This window comes from Paenibacillus sp. FSL K6-1230 (genome assembly GCF_038002385.1).
In the GTDB taxonomy this organism is placed as follows: Bacteria; Bacillota; Bacilli; order Paenibacillales; family Paenibacillaceae; genus Paenibacillus; species Paenibacillus massiliensis.
Genome location: NZ_JBBOCK010000001.1, coordinates 1,831,911 through 1,849,405, shown reverse-complemented (window position 1 = coordinate 1,849,405; position 17,495 = coordinate 1,831,911). Strand labels below are relative to the sequence as shown.

19 protein-coding genes are annotated in these 17,495 nt (G+C 49.2%); 7 read left to right on the top strand and 12 right to left on the bottom strand.

Annotated elements, in window-relative coordinates; all coding sequences use genetic code 11:
- Window positions 1–35: 35 nt before the first annotated feature.
- Genes MKX74_RS08155 through MKX74_RS08145 form a run of 3 tightly spaced genes read right to left on the bottom strand, consistent with a single transcriptional unit; the run spans window position 36 to window position 2,514 of the window.
- A complete protein-coding gene (locus MKX74_RS08155; protein WP_341178026.1) occupies window positions 36–572 on the bottom strand; it encodes a DUF309 domain-containing protein in 537 nt (178 codons plus the stop codon).
- Window positions 573–574: 2 nt separating this feature from the next.
- Window positions 575–1,387, bottom strand: coding sequence for a GTP pyrophosphokinase (locus MKX74_RS08150; protein ID WP_341178025.1), 813 nt, complete (start codon window positions 1,385–1,387; stop codon window positions 575–577).
- A gap of 32 nt (window positions 1,388–1,419) precedes the next feature.
- The gene (locus tag MKX74_RS08145) at window positions 1,420–2,514 is read right to left on the bottom strand and encodes a quinone-dependent dihydroorotate dehydrogenase (protein WP_341178024.1); all 1,095 of its coding nucleotides are present in this window, start codon (window positions 2,512–2,514) and stop codon (window positions 1,420–1,422) included.
- A gap of 190 nt (window positions 2,515–2,704) precedes the next feature.
- Between MKX74_RS08145 and MKX74_RS08140 the strand changes: the two genes are divergently transcribed.
- A complete protein-coding gene (locus MKX74_RS08140) occupies window positions 2,705–2,851 on the top strand; it encodes a hypothetical protein (RefSeq protein ID WP_341178023.1) in 147 nt (48 codons plus the stop codon).
- Here MKX74_RS08140 and MKX74_RS08135 read toward each other — a convergent pair.
- From MKX74_RS08135 to MKX74_RS08125, 3 genes are all read right to left on the bottom strand, one after another.
- Complete coding sequence (locus MKX74_RS08135; RefSeq protein WP_341178022.1) at window positions 2,845–4,284, bottom strand: L,D-transpeptidase; 1,440 nt, start codon at window positions 4,282–4,284, stop codon at window positions 2,845–2,847. The two genes, MKX74_RS08140 and MKX74_RS08135, sit on opposite strands and share 7 nt — an antisense overlap.
- Before the next feature lie 361 nt (window positions 4,285–4,645).
- On the bottom strand, window positions 4,646–4,882 hold the full coding sequence (locus tag MKX74_RS08130; protein WP_018885898.1) for a ferredoxin: 237 nt from the start codon (window positions 4,880–4,882) through the stop codon (window positions 4,646–4,648).
- 141 nt (window positions 4,883–5,023) lie between these two features.
- Window positions 5,024–6,304, bottom strand: coding sequence for a DNA polymerase IV (locus MKX74_RS08125; protein ID WP_341178021.1), 1,281 nt, complete (start codon window positions 6,302–6,304; stop codon window positions 5,024–5,026).
- Window positions 6,305–6,538: 234 nt separating this feature from the next.
- Between MKX74_RS08125 and cimA the strand changes: the two genes are divergently transcribed.
- Window positions 6,539–8,161: a citramalate synthase gene (gene cimA, locus MKX74_RS08120; protein ID WP_341180537.1), complete on the top strand. Its 1,623-nt coding sequence runs from the start codon at window positions 6,539–6,541 to the stop codon at window positions 8,159–8,161.
- A gap of 159 nt (window positions 8,162–8,320) precedes the next feature.
- On the opposite strand, the gene MKX74_RS08115 is transcribed toward cimA, so the two are convergent.
- Window positions 8,321–9,142, bottom strand: coding sequence for a TlpA family protein disulfide reductase (locus MKX74_RS08115; RefSeq protein WP_341178020.1), 822 nt, complete (start codon window positions 9,140–9,142; stop codon window positions 8,321–8,323).
- Window positions 9,143–9,334: 192 nt separating this feature from the next.
- Here MKX74_RS08115 and MKX74_RS08110 point away from each other — a divergent pair, with 192 nt between their 5' ends.
- Entirely contained in the window at window positions 9,335–9,796 is a 462-nt protein-coding gene (locus tag MKX74_RS08110) for a M67 family metallopeptidase (RefSeq protein WP_341178019.1), read from the top strand.
- Here the strand turns inward: MKX74_RS08110 and MKX74_RS08105 are convergent.
- From MKX74_RS08105 to MKX74_RS08095, 3 genes are read right to left on the bottom strand one after another with little or no spacing between them, the layout of a single operon-like run.
- Window positions 9,783–10,520, bottom strand: coding sequence for an exonuclease domain-containing protein (locus MKX74_RS08105; protein ID WP_018885903.1), 738 nt, complete (start codon window positions 10,518–10,520; stop codon window positions 9,783–9,785). The two genes, MKX74_RS08110 and MKX74_RS08105, sit on opposite strands and share 14 nt — an antisense overlap.
- Entirely contained in the window at window positions 10,517–11,590 is a 1,074-nt protein-coding gene (locus tag MKX74_RS08100) for a DUF294 nucleotidyltransferase-like domain-containing protein (protein WP_018885904.1), read from the bottom strand. Before MKX74_RS08100 ends, MKX74_RS08105 begins: the two co-directional genes overlap by 4 nt.
- A gap of 29 nt (window positions 11,591–11,619) precedes the next feature.
- Window positions 11,620–13,014: an ammonium transporter gene (locus MKX74_RS08095; RefSeq protein WP_018885905.1), complete on the bottom strand. Its 1,395-nt coding sequence runs from the start codon at window positions 13,012–13,014 to the stop codon at window positions 11,620–11,622.
- Between the two features lie 230 nt (window positions 13,015–13,244).
- On the opposite strand from MKX74_RS08095, the gene MKX74_RS08090 reads away from it, so the two are divergent.
- The 4 genes from MKX74_RS08090 to MKX74_RS08075 all read left to right on the top strand — a co-directional run bounded on the left by MKX74_RS08090 (window position 13,245) and on the right by MKX74_RS08075 (window position 15,795).
- A complete protein-coding gene (locus MKX74_RS08090; protein WP_033413083.1) occupies window positions 13,245–13,724 on the top strand; it encodes a MerR family transcriptional regulator in 480 nt (159 codons plus the stop codon).
- Between the two features lie 40 nt (window positions 13,725–13,764).
- The gene (locus tag MKX74_RS08085; RefSeq protein WP_018885907.1) at window positions 13,765–14,445 is read left to right on the top strand and encodes a zinc metallopeptidase; all 681 of its coding nucleotides are present in this window, start codon (window positions 13,765–13,767) and stop codon (window positions 14,443–14,445) included.
- 199 nt (window positions 14,446–14,644) lie between these two features.
- Window positions 14,645–14,989, top strand: coding sequence for a helix-turn-helix domain-containing protein (locus MKX74_RS08080; protein WP_028592002.1), 345 nt, complete (start codon window positions 14,645–14,647; stop codon window positions 14,987–14,989).
- Window positions 14,911–15,795 (top strand): IS3 family transposase, encoded by an 885-nt coding sequence (locus tag MKX74_RS08075; RefSeq protein WP_169445793.1) that lies wholly within the window; start codon window positions 14,911–14,913, stop codon window positions 15,793–15,795. The genes MKX74_RS08080 and MKX74_RS08075 overlap by 79 nt, the downstream gene beginning before the upstream one ends.
- Before the next feature lie 38 nt (window positions 15,796–15,833).
- On the opposite strand, the gene MKX74_RS08070 is transcribed toward MKX74_RS08075, so the two are convergent.
- Together MKX74_RS08070 and MKX74_RS08065 are read right to left on the bottom strand one after the other, a co-directional pair.
- On the bottom strand, window positions 15,834–16,754 hold the full coding sequence (locus MKX74_RS08070; RefSeq protein WP_018885908.1) for a LysR family transcriptional regulator: 921 nt from the start codon (window positions 16,752–16,754) through the stop codon (window positions 15,834–15,836).
- A gap of 60 nt (window positions 16,755–16,814) precedes the next feature.
- Window positions 16,815–17,444: a rhomboid family intramembrane serine protease gene (locus tag MKX74_RS08065; RefSeq protein ID WP_341180536.1), complete on the bottom strand. Its 630-nt coding sequence runs from the start codon at window positions 17,442–17,444 to the stop codon at window positions 16,815–16,817.
- Between the last annotated feature and the right edge of the window lie 51 nt (window positions 17,445–17,495).

Genomic DNA, 17,495 nt, shown 5'->3' with positions numbered 1-17,495 from the left:
CTGAATACCTGACTAGGCTCGACCTGCGTCCAGCCCTATGCCTGGCTCTTCCTGTTCGTCTTAGCGCTCTTGGACTCCCTGCTAGCGAGTACTTGCAGTCGCTCCTCATGCTTGGGCCCACGCTGTGGAACACGCTGCTGCGGAATGTTGACTTGAAACGAGAAGGCTAAAGAATCAAGCTGGTGCTGCAGGTGCTCATCAGTAATATGAATCTTCATATCCTCATAGGCAGCCTGTGCCTCCAGTCGTGAGCCAAGACGTTCCAGCTGTGCTATATATCCCTGAACGTCAGATAAGAGCCGGATCAGATCAATGCCCAAGCCAGCTGTTATCTCTGGAGACGCCTTGCGAAGCTTCTCACGTGCGCTCTGCAGCATCATGAGACCGCCGCGAATGTTCCCATTCCGGTAATGAAATAAACCGACAGCGACTTGAAGCAGGCCCTTAAGGACGGGGTCACGATCTTGCTTTAGCCACAGCTCCTCCATCACTTCATGGCATTCGAAATAATCATGATCACGATTGAAGTAGGTCAGATATGCAAGATACAGCCGATCATATGTAACAGGCATGGCTATACCTCGTCCCGTTCCTCTTCATTTTTCCCCTGATCCAGCATCTCCCGAATGTCATCGAACAGCTTCTTCATTCCGTCCATATCACGGTGTACCCACAGCTCATTGAAGCGTTGCTGTGCTTCAATCGCTTCACTCACCTTGTGATGGAAATACAGCCTGTGCATAACGGCAAGCACTTTGGAAACGATATTCGCATCATCCTCGAACGCCTTCTGCGCATCTAGAATCTCCAGTCGAATAGCTGACATTTCATTATCGAGTATAAAGGCTGCCTCAGCCGCCTTCTTCAGACGCTGTCTCATCTCTTCAGGCAAGCTCTCTCTATATTTGTAGCTAAGTGAATGCTCGATGGTAGCCCAGAAGTTCATTGCGAGGGTACGGATCTGAATTTCAGCCAGCACGATCTTCTGTCCTAACGCAGTCTGTACCGGGTACTTGATAATCATATGGAAGCTGCGGTAGCCACTCTCTTTATAATTGGTGATATAATCCTTCTCGTAGAGGACAGTAAGGTCCTTACGCCGCCGGATATATTCAGCTACTCTGCGAATATCCTCCGCGAATTGGCACATAATCCGGATCCCCGCTATATCCTCAATGCCCTGCTCAATCTGATCAAGCGGCACCTGCAATCGTTCGGCCTTGTCCAGAATACTGGAGATTTTCTTCACGCGACCGGTTACAAATTCAATCGGTGCATACTCCTCACGCTTTTTCAATTCCGCACGCATCGTCTTGAACTTCACCTTCAGCTCTTCGACGGTCTGCTCGTACGGGAGCAAAAATGTTCCCCAATCTCTTCCGTCCATAAATCTCCTTGCCTCCTGTCTATCCTTCCAGCCTAGCTGTGATCAGCTCCCACCGCCTCGCGGATATGAGAATAACCGTCACGTCGCAGCAGCTCACGTAGCCCGCTGATGATTGCACCGTTCACTCCCGGACCCTCATAGATCAGAGCCGTGTAGATCTCGACTAGGCTTGCCCCTGCTCTTATTTTATCGTATGCATCCTGACTATCGAATACACCACCGACGCCAATAATGGGCATCTTGCCCCCCGTCTGGCGATACACCTTGCGAATGACCTCTGTTGAGCGCTCTTTCACTGGAATGCCACTCAGACCGCCAGTCTCCTTGGCATTGGGATGCGTGAGTCCATCTCTGGAGATCGTCGTATTCGTAGCGATGATTCCGTCTACACCACTGTCCATGATCGCCGCAGTCATATACTCAAGCTCCTCGTCAGTGACATCCGGCGCGATCTTGACCAATACCGCTTTCGACTTGCCGTGGCGCTCAGCTTCGACATTCATTTGCTTCTTCACGGCTTGCAGCAAAATGCTCAAATCATCACCATGCTGCAGCTTGCGCAGATCCGGTGTATTCGGAGAACTGATATTGACCACAAAAAAATCAGCATACGGGTATAATGAGGAAATACATTTCTCATAATCCTTATATGCCTCATCGTTGGGGGTCATCTTATTTTTGCCGATATTCGCGGCTACGGGGATTCTGTGTTCGTGCAACGCCGACAGTCTGCTGGCCATCTGCTGGGTCCCTTCGTTATTGAAGCCCATACGGTTAATCAGTGCACGATCCGGTGGCAAACGGAACAGGCGAGGTAGCTCATTGCCAGGCTGTGCAAGCGGAGTTACTGTACCTACCTCCATAAATCCGAAGCCAATCGAGGAGAAGCCCTCCACCGCTTCGGCATTCTTGTCCAAACCTGCCGCAAGGCCGATGGGATTGGGGAAATGCAGTCCCCACAGCTCCTGAGCCATATCGTTCGTTTCTTTGACACCGTACATCGCTCGCAGCAAAGATGTTCCGCCAGGCAGCCGTGCAGCTTGCCTCATACCATCCATCACTACATGATGGGCCCGTTCGGGGTCCATTTTAAAAAAGAAGGGTTTCGCAAAATTTTGATACAGCAACTCATCCACTCCGTTCTAATCCGTCTTACTCCCCACGGGAACAAGACTTCTAAGAAACAGTTTAGCTTTTTCTAATGGAAAAAGAAAGTCATTTCAATCACTGTAATTCACAGGTTCGTTGTTGAAAGCCTGTCCGCAAAGCGTTTACAATGATGTTATATTGACCTATCACAAGAAAGAAGGGTATCCGATGTCTGTGAAACGCAAGCCACCTACCATGCAGAAGAAAAAGGAGGAAGTGAACCGCAAGGCCATCATGTGGACTGCGGGCAGCTTCGTCGGGCTCGTGTTGTTAATCGTTATCGTTATACTATTGGCTAATCGCGCGGTTCAGTGAAGCCAGTGATAGACCTTGCGGGGGTTAGTCTGGTCACCCATCGGTTTGCTGGTGTACCGGATTTCGGGGGCACGCACCTCATCGGGCAGCCCCGCCCCTTGCAAAATCTCAACTGACGTACCGGCTGGTACAAGTGCAAATAGCTCCTCTACATCCGCCTTGGTCATGCGGATACATCCGAGTGATTCATCCTTCCCGATGCTATCCGGCTCATTCGTACCATGGATGGCATAATTCGTATCCGAGAGTTGCATGCCTCTGCTTCCGAACTCCCCGTTCGATTTTCCGTTTGGGTTGACAACCTTATCGGAGATGACGAATGTTCCCTCTGGTGTCTTGTCTCCTCCCAGACCAACCCTGTAATTCCTGATCAGTACATCCCCGCTAACGACAGCTAACCGATGCTTGGACTTATCCACGACGATACGTAGCGGTTCATCAAAGAAAGGTTGTGCGTCAAGCGTCGCAGCGAGCGTGGGATGCTGGAGCGCATCTCCATCAGGCTGGACTGCTCCCCCCGGCTTCTGCTCCCGTGCAGCCAACTGCTGATAGATCGGCTTGAAAGCCATCTCCATTGCAGGTGTAGTTCCGTATAACAGGTTATTTGGAAAATCACCCATCATCTCACCAACACTCTCGGGCAGCTTACCGTGCTTTGTTCGGTATGCCATCATCGCACTGCTTAGCACCGCAAGCTCCTCCTGTCCAACTGACCAGGCAGCTACCTTCGCAGTAGATATGGAAGGGGAAGGCGGTTCACAGCTGCATTGCTCCGGGTCATAGGACTGGACCTCAGTCCGTCCCTCACCTGCCTTGGTTAATGTGACTGCAGGCTTCAGCTGTCGATCCCAGAGGAGCCAGCCACTGTCTTCTCTCATACCAAGGACAATGGTCTGCTCCGGCAGCGAGCCTTGCCTCTTCAGCAGGCTGATGATGCGAGCTCCATCCTTGCCTTTGGCCGAATTGATAGCTGTGAACGCCTCAGCAGGCATATCCAATCCAGCGCCGGCTCCTCCCTTCCCCCCTGATGTTGTTCCCGCAGGCACTGCTTCTTCCGTATCATTCGGACGGGTTGATCCGCTCTCCGCCGTTAAGGCTGTCTCGCTCAGGAATCGAGCAAGACCAGGCGCATAAGATGACGGAATGAGCATGAGCAGCAGCAGGATACACGCCACCAGCATTTTACGATAACGGGTATGCTTTCGAGCCTTGTCCTTGGCCATCTCTTCCAGCTTGGTCTGATAATCCAGCAGGACGTCAGCCGGAACCTGCTTACGCTCGAAGGCCTCGAATACCTCCCCCGACCGATTGAAGCAATAATTGGCCTTCCCGGTCTGCCCACTGCGCTCATATTCCTTCCCCAGCAGATACCATCCCATTTTATTGTCAGGATGCTTTTTTACATACGCTTTCAACTCAGACGAATTGTTCATAATCGACCTCCACGACAACTTCAGGCTTAGATATGCTATGTATGCAGATAACTTTCCTATTCGTATTGATATCCTGTATATCATTATTGAAGGATGTATGGATTATAGTCCCGGTTCATAGGAAAAACGTCTATCGAGGTGCTTTCTCAGAAGACAGACCGCGTTTAATGGATGTTTTTCTTGCGATAATCGAATGGTTCAGCCCCCACTGAAGACCTATAAAGTTTATGTTCTAAAAATACCTCTATATCAGTATATCGGTCACAAGCGTCTGAATTTCCATAAGCAAAAAGACACCCCTCGCCGCCCGGCAAAAGATGTCTTTATCCTTACACACTGATCGTAATGAACAGTTAAGCTCTTATTTGTTGAAAGGCTCGTCAGCAATCTTGATGGAATCTGTAGGGCAACCATCGCATGCATCCTGCATATCATCATACATGTCTTCATCAATAGCGATTACGCCTCTATTCTCATCGCCATTAAAAATTACCTCTGCCAGACCTTCATCATCATAGTCATAAATGTCTGGTGCAGTAGCGCCACAAGCGCCGCAAGCAATACAGGTATCCTTCTCTACCCAAGTGTACTTAGCCATAGCTCTCTTCCTCCTATAAATAAAGCCAGATCCACATTGCTCCGTGCGATGCCGGTCCGGCAATCTAACTATTTTTGAACACTCTATCTACAACATTCTAATACAATAGACTTATAAATTCAATTGATTTCTGCACAAACCTTATCCTGGTGTCTCCAGATTGTCCTTCTGCAGCGAGGTTCCTCGCAGCTTCGGATTACGCAGCAGCACGGATGGATCATCTCCCAGCATACCAGCGGTAAGCACGGCGCTCTCTCCGAATTTGTCCCTTAACGTATCCATCACCTTGATGAGACTCTCCTTCTTAGGGGCCTTATCATAGCTAAATAGGTCAAGCTGTACGGCTGCCTCCTCCTTGGGAATCAGCTGCTGGAGAGTAATTCCGAGAAGACGAACGGGCTTGTCGCTATTCCAATGCTGCTGGTACAGCCTGCAGGCCTCCTTATAGATCTGCTCAGCATCCTCGGTGTGGGTCTCTAGCATATGCGATCGCGTATAGGTCTTCATCTCAGGTGTACGCATCGTGAGTTGGACTCCGCCTGCAAGCAGTCCCTGTCTTCGCAAGCGGCGAGCTACCTGATCACTAATGTTCAGCAGTATACGCCGAATATCCTCAGGTTTGTTGACATCCTGCGGAAGTGTCGTCGCATGCCCAATGGATTTATTCGGCTCGCGAACCGGGTTCACGGGAGAATGGCTTATCCCATTAGACGCAAGCTTCATCCACGATCCATTCACCCCGAACTGCTCGATGAGCAGCTTCTCCTCGGCTGCCGCCAGCTCTCCGATCGTACGGATATTCATGCGCAGTAGCTTGTCAGCCGTCTTGCGTCCAATCCCGAACAGCTGTGAGCATGGTAATGGCCACAGAACATGGGGCACATCCCGCAGCCTGAGAATGGTAATCCCATTAGGCTTCTTCATATCTGAGCCCATCTTGGCCAGCAGCTTGTTAGGTGCAATACCTATAGAGCAAGGAAGGCCCAGCTCATCCTGGATTCGCTGCTGCATCGCCTCAGCAATCTGAACTGGCGTGCCGAACTGGCTTGATCCGCTGATATCCAGATAGCATTCATCAATAGACGTAGCCTCCAGCAGCGGGGTGTAGGAGTAGGCTATATTCATAAATGCCTTGGAATACTGGCGGTAGAGCTGGAAGTTCGGCCTGATCAGCGTGAGCTGAGGACAGAGTCGCAGCGCCTCTCGCACGACCATACCTGTAGTAACACCGTATTTGCGGGCCTCATATGAGCAGGTAACAATAATCCCCCTGCGTAGCTCGCTGCTGCCAGCAACCGCCGTAGGCCGTCCTTTATAGACCTCAGGCTCCTCTGCGGCGTGCACAGAGCAATAAAAAGCGTTCATATCAACATGCAGGATGACCCGTCCGTCCTTGGGATAATAATCGCTGACGTTCCTCACATGCATCCCTTCTTTATTGTCAGTTTCTGAACTTGCACCTGTTCGCACTTTGTTCCCATAAGCACTATTGTACACAATCTTCTGAGCATTGTCCCCCTAAATTGCTGAATTTATGTTACACTTTCCGTAATTACTTGGTATAATCGAAAATTATAAAATTCTTTAACACACAAACGCTGTACAGCAGAATTTTCCACGCGATCTGCTGCATGCCAATCTCCAAGGAGGAACATGATGTCAAGGGTTATTTCTATTTTTGACACCACCCTACGTGACGGAACACAAGGGGAGGGCATCAGCCTCTCGGCTGACGACAAACTGAAGATTGCCAAGAAACTCAACGAACTCGGTGTTCATTATATTGAGGGCGGAATTCCGGGAAGCAACAGTAAAGACATTGAATTTTTCAAACGAGTTCAGGAACTCCGACTGGATGCCAAAATTGTCGCCTTTGGAAGCACACGTCGCAAGGACAGCATAGCAGCACAGGATGCCAATCTTCAACGGATTCTGGAGTCGGGGGCACAAGTCGCCACCTTGGTCGGCAAATCCTGGGATTTCCACGTGCACACCGCCCTTCAGACCACCCTGGAGGAGAATTTGGCCATGATTCATGATTCTATCGCCTTCCTGAAGCAAGGAGGCATGGAGGTCATTTTCGATGCTGAGCATTTTTTTGATGGCTTCAAGCACAATCCAGAGTATGCAGCAGCAGTTATGAAGAAGGCTGAGGAGGCTGGAGCTGACTGGGTCGTTATGTGTGATACCAACGGAGGCACCATGCCTCATGAGGTACATGACATCGTAACCAAGCTGACTGGACAGCTCACGACTGCTCATCTGGGCGTGCACACTCACAATGACTGTGAGCTTGCTGTAGCCAACACGCTAAGCGCCGTGCAAGCAGGGGCCAGACAGGTACAGGGGACCATCAATGGTTTGGGTGAACGTTGTGGAAATGCGAATCTGTGCTCTGTCATTCCGAATCTGCAGCTCAAGCTTGGCTATGACTGTATCCCGGAGGAGCGTTTGAAGCAGCTCACCAACACGGCTCGTTACATCAGCGAAGTCGCAAATGTGAACATGCCTGTGAACCAGCCTTACGTTGGTAATGCCTCTTTTGCTCACAAGGGAGGTATTCATGTATCCGCCATTATGCGCGACTCCCGTACCTATGAGCACATTGCACCTGAATTAGTCGGGAATAAGCAGCGAATCCTCGTATCCGAGCTAGCTGGTCAGAGCAATATTCTGTCCAAAGCGAAGGACATGGGCATTGAACTGGACCCGACCAGTCCCGATACTCGGGGCGTCATTGACCGGATCAAGGATCTGGAGCATCAGGGCTACCAGTTCGAAGGGGCAGATGCATCATTGGAGCTGCTAATTCGTGAAGCTAGTGGAGAGGTCAAGGAGCTGTTCGCCTTCGAATCCTTCAAGATGCTGGTGGAAAAGTCTGCTGGCCGGCCAACAGTCTCTGAAGCGTTCGTCAAGCTGAATGTTGGAGGAACCAGCGTTTACACTGCCGCAGAAGGTAACGGACCCGTAAATGCACTAGATAACGCACTGCGTAAAGCATTGGTTCAATATTTCCCTTCTCTTCGCGAGATGCACCTGTCTGACTATAAGGTGCGTGTTCTGGATGAGAATGATGCCACAGCAGCCAAGGTACGCGTATTAATTGAATCCAAAAATTATGAGCACGCCTGGAGTACAGTCGGCGTATCTGGGAATGTCATCGAAGCGAGCTGGGAGGCGCTGGTGGACAGCTTCCGTCATGCGTTGCTGGCTGAAGAGCTTACTGAAGTCGAAGATGGGAGCCTGTCCGTCCATAAGCGCGGTATAGTCAATCACTAGTAGCCCATCTCTACATTAAGTCAATGTCAGCGTTGTAATTATGGACTATCCGAGTAATTGTGACCGTAGCAGTTGTGTGACATACAAGCAACAAGCCGAGAGACAAGGAACGTACCTTGCTTTCTCGGCTTGTTTTTTCTCCATCCCATTTGATCATGGTCAAGGTACTAGCTGTTTCTCAGCATCTAGCACCTTTAGAATTCTAGCCTCCAGCTCCTCCTCATGGAACATACCCAGCATGACCTCTTTAACCCGGCCATCCGTACCGACAAGAATACTCATCGGGAAGGCCATCCCCTTGTACGTGCTGAAAACCTCACCCTTTTGATCCATTAATATCGGATATTTTAGGCCCAGAGACGCGACAAATTGCTTTGCATCCTTTTGGCGGTCATACTTTGTGGCATTCACCCCAAAGATCTCCAGCCTGGAATGATATTGATCGTACAGGCGATTCAGAATCGGAGCCTCAAGTCGACAAGGATCACACCAGGAAGCCCAGAAATTAATCAGCACAGGCTTAACAGGTTTATTGGTGAGAGAGTAGCTGTCCCCATTAATTCCTTCTAGCTGAAAGGAGGGAGCCTGTTGCCCAGGCTGCAGCATAAAGCCTTCCTTCCCTTGAGCCGCAAAAGCAGGAACATGTTGGCCTGCCCACACAAAAGCTGCAGTTGGTTCAGCACTCCCCAATGCTTGGCGCAACTCACCCTTTAGACCTGGGCGTCCCTCTTCTTTTGCACTAGCATGTCGTCTCTTACCGAGCTCAGTAGCTGGGATGGCATCCTCTGGATCACTTCGACCAAGCGAATGCTCATCACTAATTACTTCGCCGAATGACTGCCCAGCTATTGAGGCTATCGGGGCTAGATGAGCATCTACAGGTCTACTGAATATTAGAGCACTTATACCCATGAGTAACACACAGACGGACCATTTAGTAACTGGAACCTTATTGTGTATCGACAGGCACTTTGTTAGCATGGCAATTCTCCTCATACTTTTGATTGCCAGCTAGTATGCACAGCCTCTCCCGTTCCTATGAGCATACAAGAATATTCGGACATGCTATTATAAAAAGAATGTTTTCATCATCCTGCCCATTCCTTTAATAAAAAAAATGACTCCATACTATGAAAGTATGAAGCCTTCAAGAAAAAAAGAGAGGGGTACAACATGGCAAATCACTTACGGCGCCTAGCGCATGTGCAGATGAATCATGCTATGCTCACACAGCTGAAGCACCTGGCACAGCAGCACCAACCGACAGAAATTTGCGGTGTGTTGCTTGGAAAATATGCAGCGGGCGGCATGCAAATCGAGGAGGTCCTCCCCGTTCGCAACGTAGCGCCTGACCCGCTGCACCATTTTGAGCTAGAGCCACACACCTGGGTTAGACTTGCGATGCAGCATCAGAACCGAATGCTGGCTATATTCCATTCTCACCCTTCATCCGCACCTACACCATCTTCTCGTGATCTGAGGGATCTGCAGCTCTTCGGTCAGTTAATATACGCCTATCTCATTATTGGCCTCTCTGATGAAGCTGAACCCAACTTACATATCAATTGCTACAGCGTCATCCCCAAGTCCGATCTGCAGCTTGGCCTCGAACCAATCACGCTTAAGCATGACTAAGCTGATTATATAGATCTGCCAAATTCATAACATCACGCTCCATGAGCTCCTGCATGTAGAGCACCCATAGCTGTGCCGTCATAAGTGCATCCTCTAGTGCGTGATGTCTTCCTTGAATTGGAATGCCATTCGATAATAGCAGGTCGTCCAAATTATAATTGCCAGGCTGGGGCTCCAGCCAACGCGCCAGCATCATCGTATCAATAACTCTATGTGTCAGCTGTACCTTGGAGGTCTTCCATAACGCCGCATTTAGAAAAGCCTTATCATGTGAGCTGGCATGCGCAACCAGTACACTGCCTCCTACAAAGGACATAAAATCATGTAAGGCATCAATCAACGCTGGAGCATCTGTCGTCATTTCCTGGGTTATACCTGTAAGCTCTGAGATATGGGGAGGAATGTCCGTATTCGGATTAACAAGACTATAGAATTGCTCTTTCTCAACAATGGTATCCCCAACGACTCGCACTGCACCAAAGGATAGAATCTCATCCCCATGCTGTGCGGAGAACCCTGTTGTCTCCAGATCAAATACTACCGTCTCCAATTCCTTCAGAGGAACCCTGAGCGATTCTGAACGGCGCTGCTCTCTCGTCAGTTGACGAATGAACGCCATTTGCTGAGCAGTAGGGGCTCCAAGAACCGAAGCAATTGCAGAGGGCATCCCACCGCGTCTAAAAGCACTCCAAAAACCTCCGTTGCCCCTTACCTGCTCTTTCATGTGGCTCTCCTTTCCATAAATCGAAGCTGGCGTTGCAGCACTCTGTGCAGACGCTTGACGATGCCCAGACTTTCTCGAAGCTCATACCACAGCGTGCGCTGCTTTAGCTGTTTGACTGGAATATATCCACTGCTGAACAATAGCCCCTCTCTATTCTCGTAAGGTGTGCTTACCCTGAGCTGAAGAGCTATGACAAAGGCGCGTTCACAGGAATCCAGTAGCGGATTGGCCGGGTCCAGCAGGCGAAGCTTCTGCAATCGTCCCAATGTGGATGTCTCCTCCACACCATCCTGCAAGGCCATGTACCTGACTGCATTAACCAGAGGAATGTAACAACCATATTTAATATCGAAGTCTCCTGCATGCTCCCCGAATCGCTCCGTCACGATCTGGCCAAGGACGTTAAGTGTGGCCTTATGCTTGACAGTGTTGCGTAGAATAGCCTCTGGCAGTCGTGGTTGCTGCTTGAACAGTTCGCTGAACTGCTGCTTCCACTCCTGAGATAGACTTCCATCGCCAGATATGTGCCTCATATCCGAGGCAATAATGAGATAACGGATCGGTTCCCAGCTGAAATCACCCGCCCACTCAGACAACTGCCCTTTCCACTCCGTTATCGTCCTGCGCCACAGAGGCTCAGAGCACATGACCTTTCCCTCACATTTGGCATACCCCAGTCCCTCCAGCAGATTGGAGATTTTGCTACCAAAGAGCGCGAAATATTCTTCTTTATTCGGATTAGGCTCATCACTAATAATCATCCCGTTATCCTGATCGCTCCATAAAGTGGATTCACACCGTCCGGCACTTCCAAAGGCTATAAAGGCATAAGGGACGGGAGGAAGGCCTAGACCTTCCTCTACCATCCCTTGTTCACATAGTTCTACAGCTCTTATGGCTATCTTGTCATGCAAGGTGTTCACGATATGCATCCAATCTTTCATGGAGAACGACGGACGGATGTCATTCAGTCGGTTCTGCTCCGTAATTCGGACCTGCCTAAGTTCCGCAGCAGAACTCGCCTCAAGCACAGCTTGAAAAGTGATGTCGTAAGGTACCTGTGAATTCATCTGCCCGCCTCCTTCCCACTAACTACAGATTACATGCGTTTTTCCGAATCGTTAATCATTTTCATGTGCTCAGGATATCCATAAGTCCCATGCTCACTCAGATCCAGACCCATCGTCTCTTCTTCCTCAGTTACGCGGATTCCTACAGCTGCCTTGATGGCACCCAGGATAATTGCAGTGACAACCACTACGAAGATGAAGGTTCCAACGACACCAAGCACTTGTACGCCGAGTTGAGTGAAGCCACCGCCATAGAACAGACCAGGTCTGCCTACACCTGTAATGTCAACCAGAGCCGGAGTTGCGAACAATCCAGTGGACACTGCTCCCCACATCCCCGCAACACCGTGCACAGAGAACGCATAGATCGGATCATCAATACGCTTTTTCTCAACCCATTGTGCTGTGAAGAACGTAATAATACCTGCCACAGCACCAATTACAACCGCCGCCCATGGAGCTACGAAAGCACAGGAGCCCGTAATGGCTACGAGAGCAGCCAGCACACCATTCAGCATACTAGGAATATCAGCCTTGCCAAATACAGCCCAGGAAGTTAGTAGTGCCGCAATCGCACCAGACGCCGCCGCCAGGGTCGTCGTCAATGCCACATAACCGAAGAATCCATCACCCATAGCGGATACTGCAGATCCTGGGTTGAAGCCATACCAGCCGAACCAGAGAATAATTACACCAAGAATAGAATAGACCTGATTGTGACCAGGGATAATGTTAGGTTTACCATCTTTATTGTACTTGCCCAAGCGAGGCTTCAGCATAATGGTAGCTACCAGTGCTGCTGTAGCACCTGTCAAGTGAACTACCGTGGAGCCAGCATAGTCCTGCATTTCCATTTGTGTCAGCCAGCCGCCGCCCCATACCCAGTGCGCTACGATTGGATAAATAATGATGGAGAACAGTACGCCGAAGATAATGTATACGCTGAGTTTGGCTCTTTCAGCCATACCACCACATGCGATTGCCAGTGAGATTGCTGCAAAGGCAAAGTGGAACAAGAACATAATTGTAATCGGAATATCAAGTCCAGATAGGGAATCGAAGGATGGCGCTGCATCCGTACCGCTCAGGAAAAAGCCCGTCAGTCCCATGAACCCATTGCCGTTGTCATTTCCGAAGCCCAGCCCGAAGCCCAGTGCCCAGAATGAGATAGCCGATACTCCCAGTGTCAATACCGTACGACCAGCGACATGCCCTGCATTCTTCATTCGAGTCGAACCAGCTTCCAATAGAGCAAAGCCCGCTTGCATGAAGAATACAAGCATGAAGGCTATGAATACGAAAGTAGAGTTCAAGCCAGCTTGCAGTTCTGCAGTTGAAGGACCCTCTTCAGCTGCGAATGCAGCGACAGGAAATGCCATAACCATCAGTGCTGCGAGTAAAGTGATGAACCAATTTTTCTTCATCCAAAACACTCCCCTAAATGTTATCTTTCTTTACATCTCGTGAAACTCTTATTGTCATTATAAGCAGAAGATAAGAAAGTTGACAAGAGAATTTTTCAAAAGTTTTAAAATAACTTCAGGACCTTGGTCCCAAGCACTTGGAATCATCTATATCTGACATGAGCAAATACCATGACGTTTGACTGTACGGTTGTGGATCATGTATCATTAATAGCAGCAGAAGGCCTTCTATTCGGCCTTTAGATTCATCAGAACCGCGAGGTGAGACACATGGGGATAAGAAGCTATACCGAATTGGCGAACTAGCCAAAATTGCCTCTGTAAGTGAACGGACCATTGACTACTATACTAAGCTCGGTCTGATTACTCCCGAAGAGCGTTCATTGAAGAATTACAGACTGTACAATGATGAAACCCTCGTCAGACTGGAACGTATTAATCAGATGAAGCAAGACAAATATAGTCTTGAAGAGATTAAGCAGACGCTCCATAAATGGAACGAAGCTTGCGGGGAAGAAGAGGTCACTGATAAGCTGACGAGCCTGCAAATGCACATGCAGCGGCTGGAACGCGAGGTACACGAGCTACAGCCTTTGTTGAAGGAGCTGAAGCCTGTTCAGGCCCGCAAGGTGCTTACAGGACTCCTGCCTCAGAGCGCAGCCTGTATTGAGGCCCTGAAATATCTGCTGGAGCGAAGTACCATGATGTGAGCGCATTTACACTCATCATTTATCAAGGAGGACTGTATAGATGTATTTTGATGGGATGTTTATCCTGATTATTATTGCTTTTCTATTCTCTTTATGGGCCCAGTTTCGGGTTAAAGGCACCTTTAACAAATGGGCTACAACCGCTAATCAGGCAGGCTTGACCGGCTACGAGGTCGCACGTAATATGCTGGACAGCAACGGCCTTCATGATGTTCCGATCGAGCCCGTACGCGGCAAGCTGACGGATCACTACGATCCTATTAATCGAGTGGTTCGCCTATCCGAGCCGGTATATTACGAACGTTCCATCTCGGCCATTTCCGTTGCCTGCCACGAGGTAGGTCACGCTATCCAGCATAAAGTACACTATCCGATGCTGGTGCTCCGTCACCGCATTTTCCCGATCGTGAACTTTGCATCCGGCCTTGCACCATTCTTGCTAATGGGTGGATTGATCTTCCAGGCCTTCAATCTCATCGGTCTTGGAATCCTATTCTTTAGTGTTACAGTAGCGTTTCAACTGATCACGTTGCCTGTCGAGTTCAATGCATCCAATCGTGCGCGTGAGATTATGGTATCCGAAGGATATATCCGTAACGATGAAGAACGTGGCGTTGCCAAAGTCCTGAACGCAGCCGCTCTTACGTATGTTGCCGCTGCACTGATCTCCCTGCTGGAGCTGATCCGATACGTCATGATTTTCTTGAACAATCGGGAATAGTAACAAGTGCACAATTGAGTATTCTGAGTGTCTAGAACATGTAGAGCATCCAAGGCATTCAGAATTACTAAATTATTCAATGGTTCCTAGTGACACATCATGACAAAAAGCCCCGACCGGTTATGAAGTGCACCCCTTAGAATAGACATTGGAAAAACCCCTTGGTTTAACCGATGAATTTCTAGGGGGTGCATTTTTAATGGCTATTAAAGGTCAAAAGTTTAAGACGTATTCCGAGGAACTCAAGGTGGAGGCAATTCGCCTGCACGTAGAGGAAAAGTGGACGTATCGGCAGATCAACGATCATTTCGGAATCCAAGATCAGGGTCGGATGAAGCGTTGGATGCGAAAATACCGTGAGAAAGGTGAGTTTGGTCTATTGGATCAACGAGGAAGGCGGAAAGAATATTTAGATCAGGAGCGATATGTTCAGCAGTTGAAACGGGAGAATACGATGCTAAAAAAGTGTTTGGAAATCTGGATGCGGGAGGGAAAGAACAGCGCTTCAAGCTCATTGAGCAAGCAGCGGACATCGGCCAAGTAGCTGAATACTGCCAACTCCTTGGCGTCTCTAGAAGTGGTTACTACGCATATTTGAAGCGGAAGAACAACGACCCAGACGCCGGTGCTAAACGACTCATCCGCACGGTGTATAAACGCTACGAAGGAAGGTATGGCTACCGGCAGATCCAGCTGTTCTTGTGGCAGGATGAAGGTGTATGGATGAATCACAAGAAGGTGCTGCGCCTTATGCAAAAGCTCGGTCTTCAAGCCAGCATTCGCCGGAAACGTCGATTTAATATGACATACCAGGCTGCCGAGCGTGTAGCTGATAATCTGCTTAAGCGAAATTTCACAGCCGAAAAACCAAGCCAGAAATGGGTGACGGATGTGACTCAATACCGGGTAGGCGAACGCTGGTTGTATCTCTCAGCAGTCAAAGACCTATTCAATAACGAGATTGTGGCCTACCAACTTAGCGAACGTAACGACAATGAGCTGGTCCTCCAGACCTTTGCCAAGGCATTTGCAAAGCAAAAAGACGTGACCGGATTGGTCGTTCACAGCGACCAAGGGTTCCAGTACACGTCTCATGCTTACCACGACATGCTGCCAAAGGTTGGCGCCCAAATCAGCATGTCTCGCCGGGGCAATTGCCTAGACAACGCCTCCATGGAGAGTTTCTTCTCGCATCTCAAAACGGAAGGACTCTATCCCTATGATATACGAAATCTGGCAGAGGCACAAAGACGAATTGAGAAATACATACGTTTTTACAACCGAAGACGACCACAGCGTAAATTAAACAAACTGACGCCGGTAGAGTACCGACGCCAGTTTCTAGCTTAGGTGTTTTTTCAATGTCCACTAAATGGGGTCTTGACCAGTTAATCGGTCGGGGTTTTCGTTTTGTCGCAATGTAGGATTCCGAAATAGCTAAGCAAGAAAGTTCTGAAGGACTGGGCCACAAGCGGGAGCTTATCAGTCGTTCGATAAATAAGCCCTATGCTGCGAGTTACCTTGGGTTCCGTAATGCGCACCTTGGCAGGCTGCAACGGATTCGTCTGGAACAATGCCATCTCTGGCAGCAGGCTCACGCCCATTCCTGCCGCTACCAGACCACGGATGGTGTCCGTCTCCTCCCCTTCAAAAGCAATCTCCGGAGTAAAGCCTGCCTCCAGGCATGCCTCCCAGACAATGGGCCTTAGTGAGTAACCATTTCCGAACAGGATGAATTTCTCATGCTTCAACTCACTCAGCTGTATGCTTTCTTTGCTTGCCAGAGGATGATTCGGAGGCAGAATTGCGTGTAGCTCCTCTGTCAGCAATATATCACCAGCCAGTTGATCATGACTACCCGGGAACGGCGAGACGAAGGCCAGATCCACCTCCCCTGACAATACGTCACGAATAAGTGAAGGATACATCCCTTGCTTGAATCTGAATTTTACATTCGGATAACGATTGCGAAAGGAAGCCACGACCGAAGGAATCAGGTGAATTCCCAAGCTATGCGGAAAGCCGATCCGAATCTCCCCCTGCTCCGGGTCCAAAAATTCATGTGCCTCCAGTACCGCTCTCTCCAAATCCTTCAGGATTGTCTCTACACGTTTGCAGAATAGCTGTCCTACAGGGGTAAGCTGGAGATTACGCCCTTTTTGCATGAACAAATTCACGCCGAGCTCCTGCTCCAGCTGATGAATCTGACGGCTGACCGCTGACTGGGCGACATGAAGCTCCTCCGCAGCCTGGGTGACGTGCTCTTTTTGTGCTACCTTGACAAAGTATTGAAGTTGTCTTAATTCCACCGGATTATTCGCTCCAATCTGTAATTGCGCAATTCCTACGAATCATACTATGATAGCCTGTCATGACTTATTTTGCCGCGGCAGCTTCAATAGCCGAATGATAAGTCCATAGATAAAGAATCCGCCCAGCAAGCCACCCAGATGCCCCATCCAGCTCACTTCCGTGCGGGTGAAGGATAAGATAACCCCCATTATTAGCAGTACATACAGCGTCTTACGAGAGGCCTCGTCAATAATCTGCCGCTGCAGTAAGGAAATATACAAGAAGGCCCCGTAAATACCATAAATCGCCCCTGATGCCCCCACCGAAAGGGTAGGCTGAGAGATGGAATTATAGTAAGCCGTGGATAGCACATTGCCCACAATCCCACTCAGTAAATATAGCAAGAGATATCGAGAAGGACCCAGCCAGCGCTCAAGCGGCGGTGCAAAGATCAGGATGGCAAAGCAGTTGAAGAACAAATGATCGAACCCCGAATGTAGAAACATCGAGGTAACGTTACGCCACAGCTCCTCACTGTAAGGTGGCATATTAAGTAACGCACCGAACCTCAGCAGGACTCTATTGTCCTGGGAGCCACCGTTCCAAAATACAATCAGATGCATGACCACATTGGCCAGCAAGATCAGACAGGTGACTGGATAGTAGCGAAGATAACTTCTCCAATTTTCATTGCGTAGAAATATCAAGTGACCACTTCTTTCCATAGATTAAAATCTACATTCATGTATACGCAACAT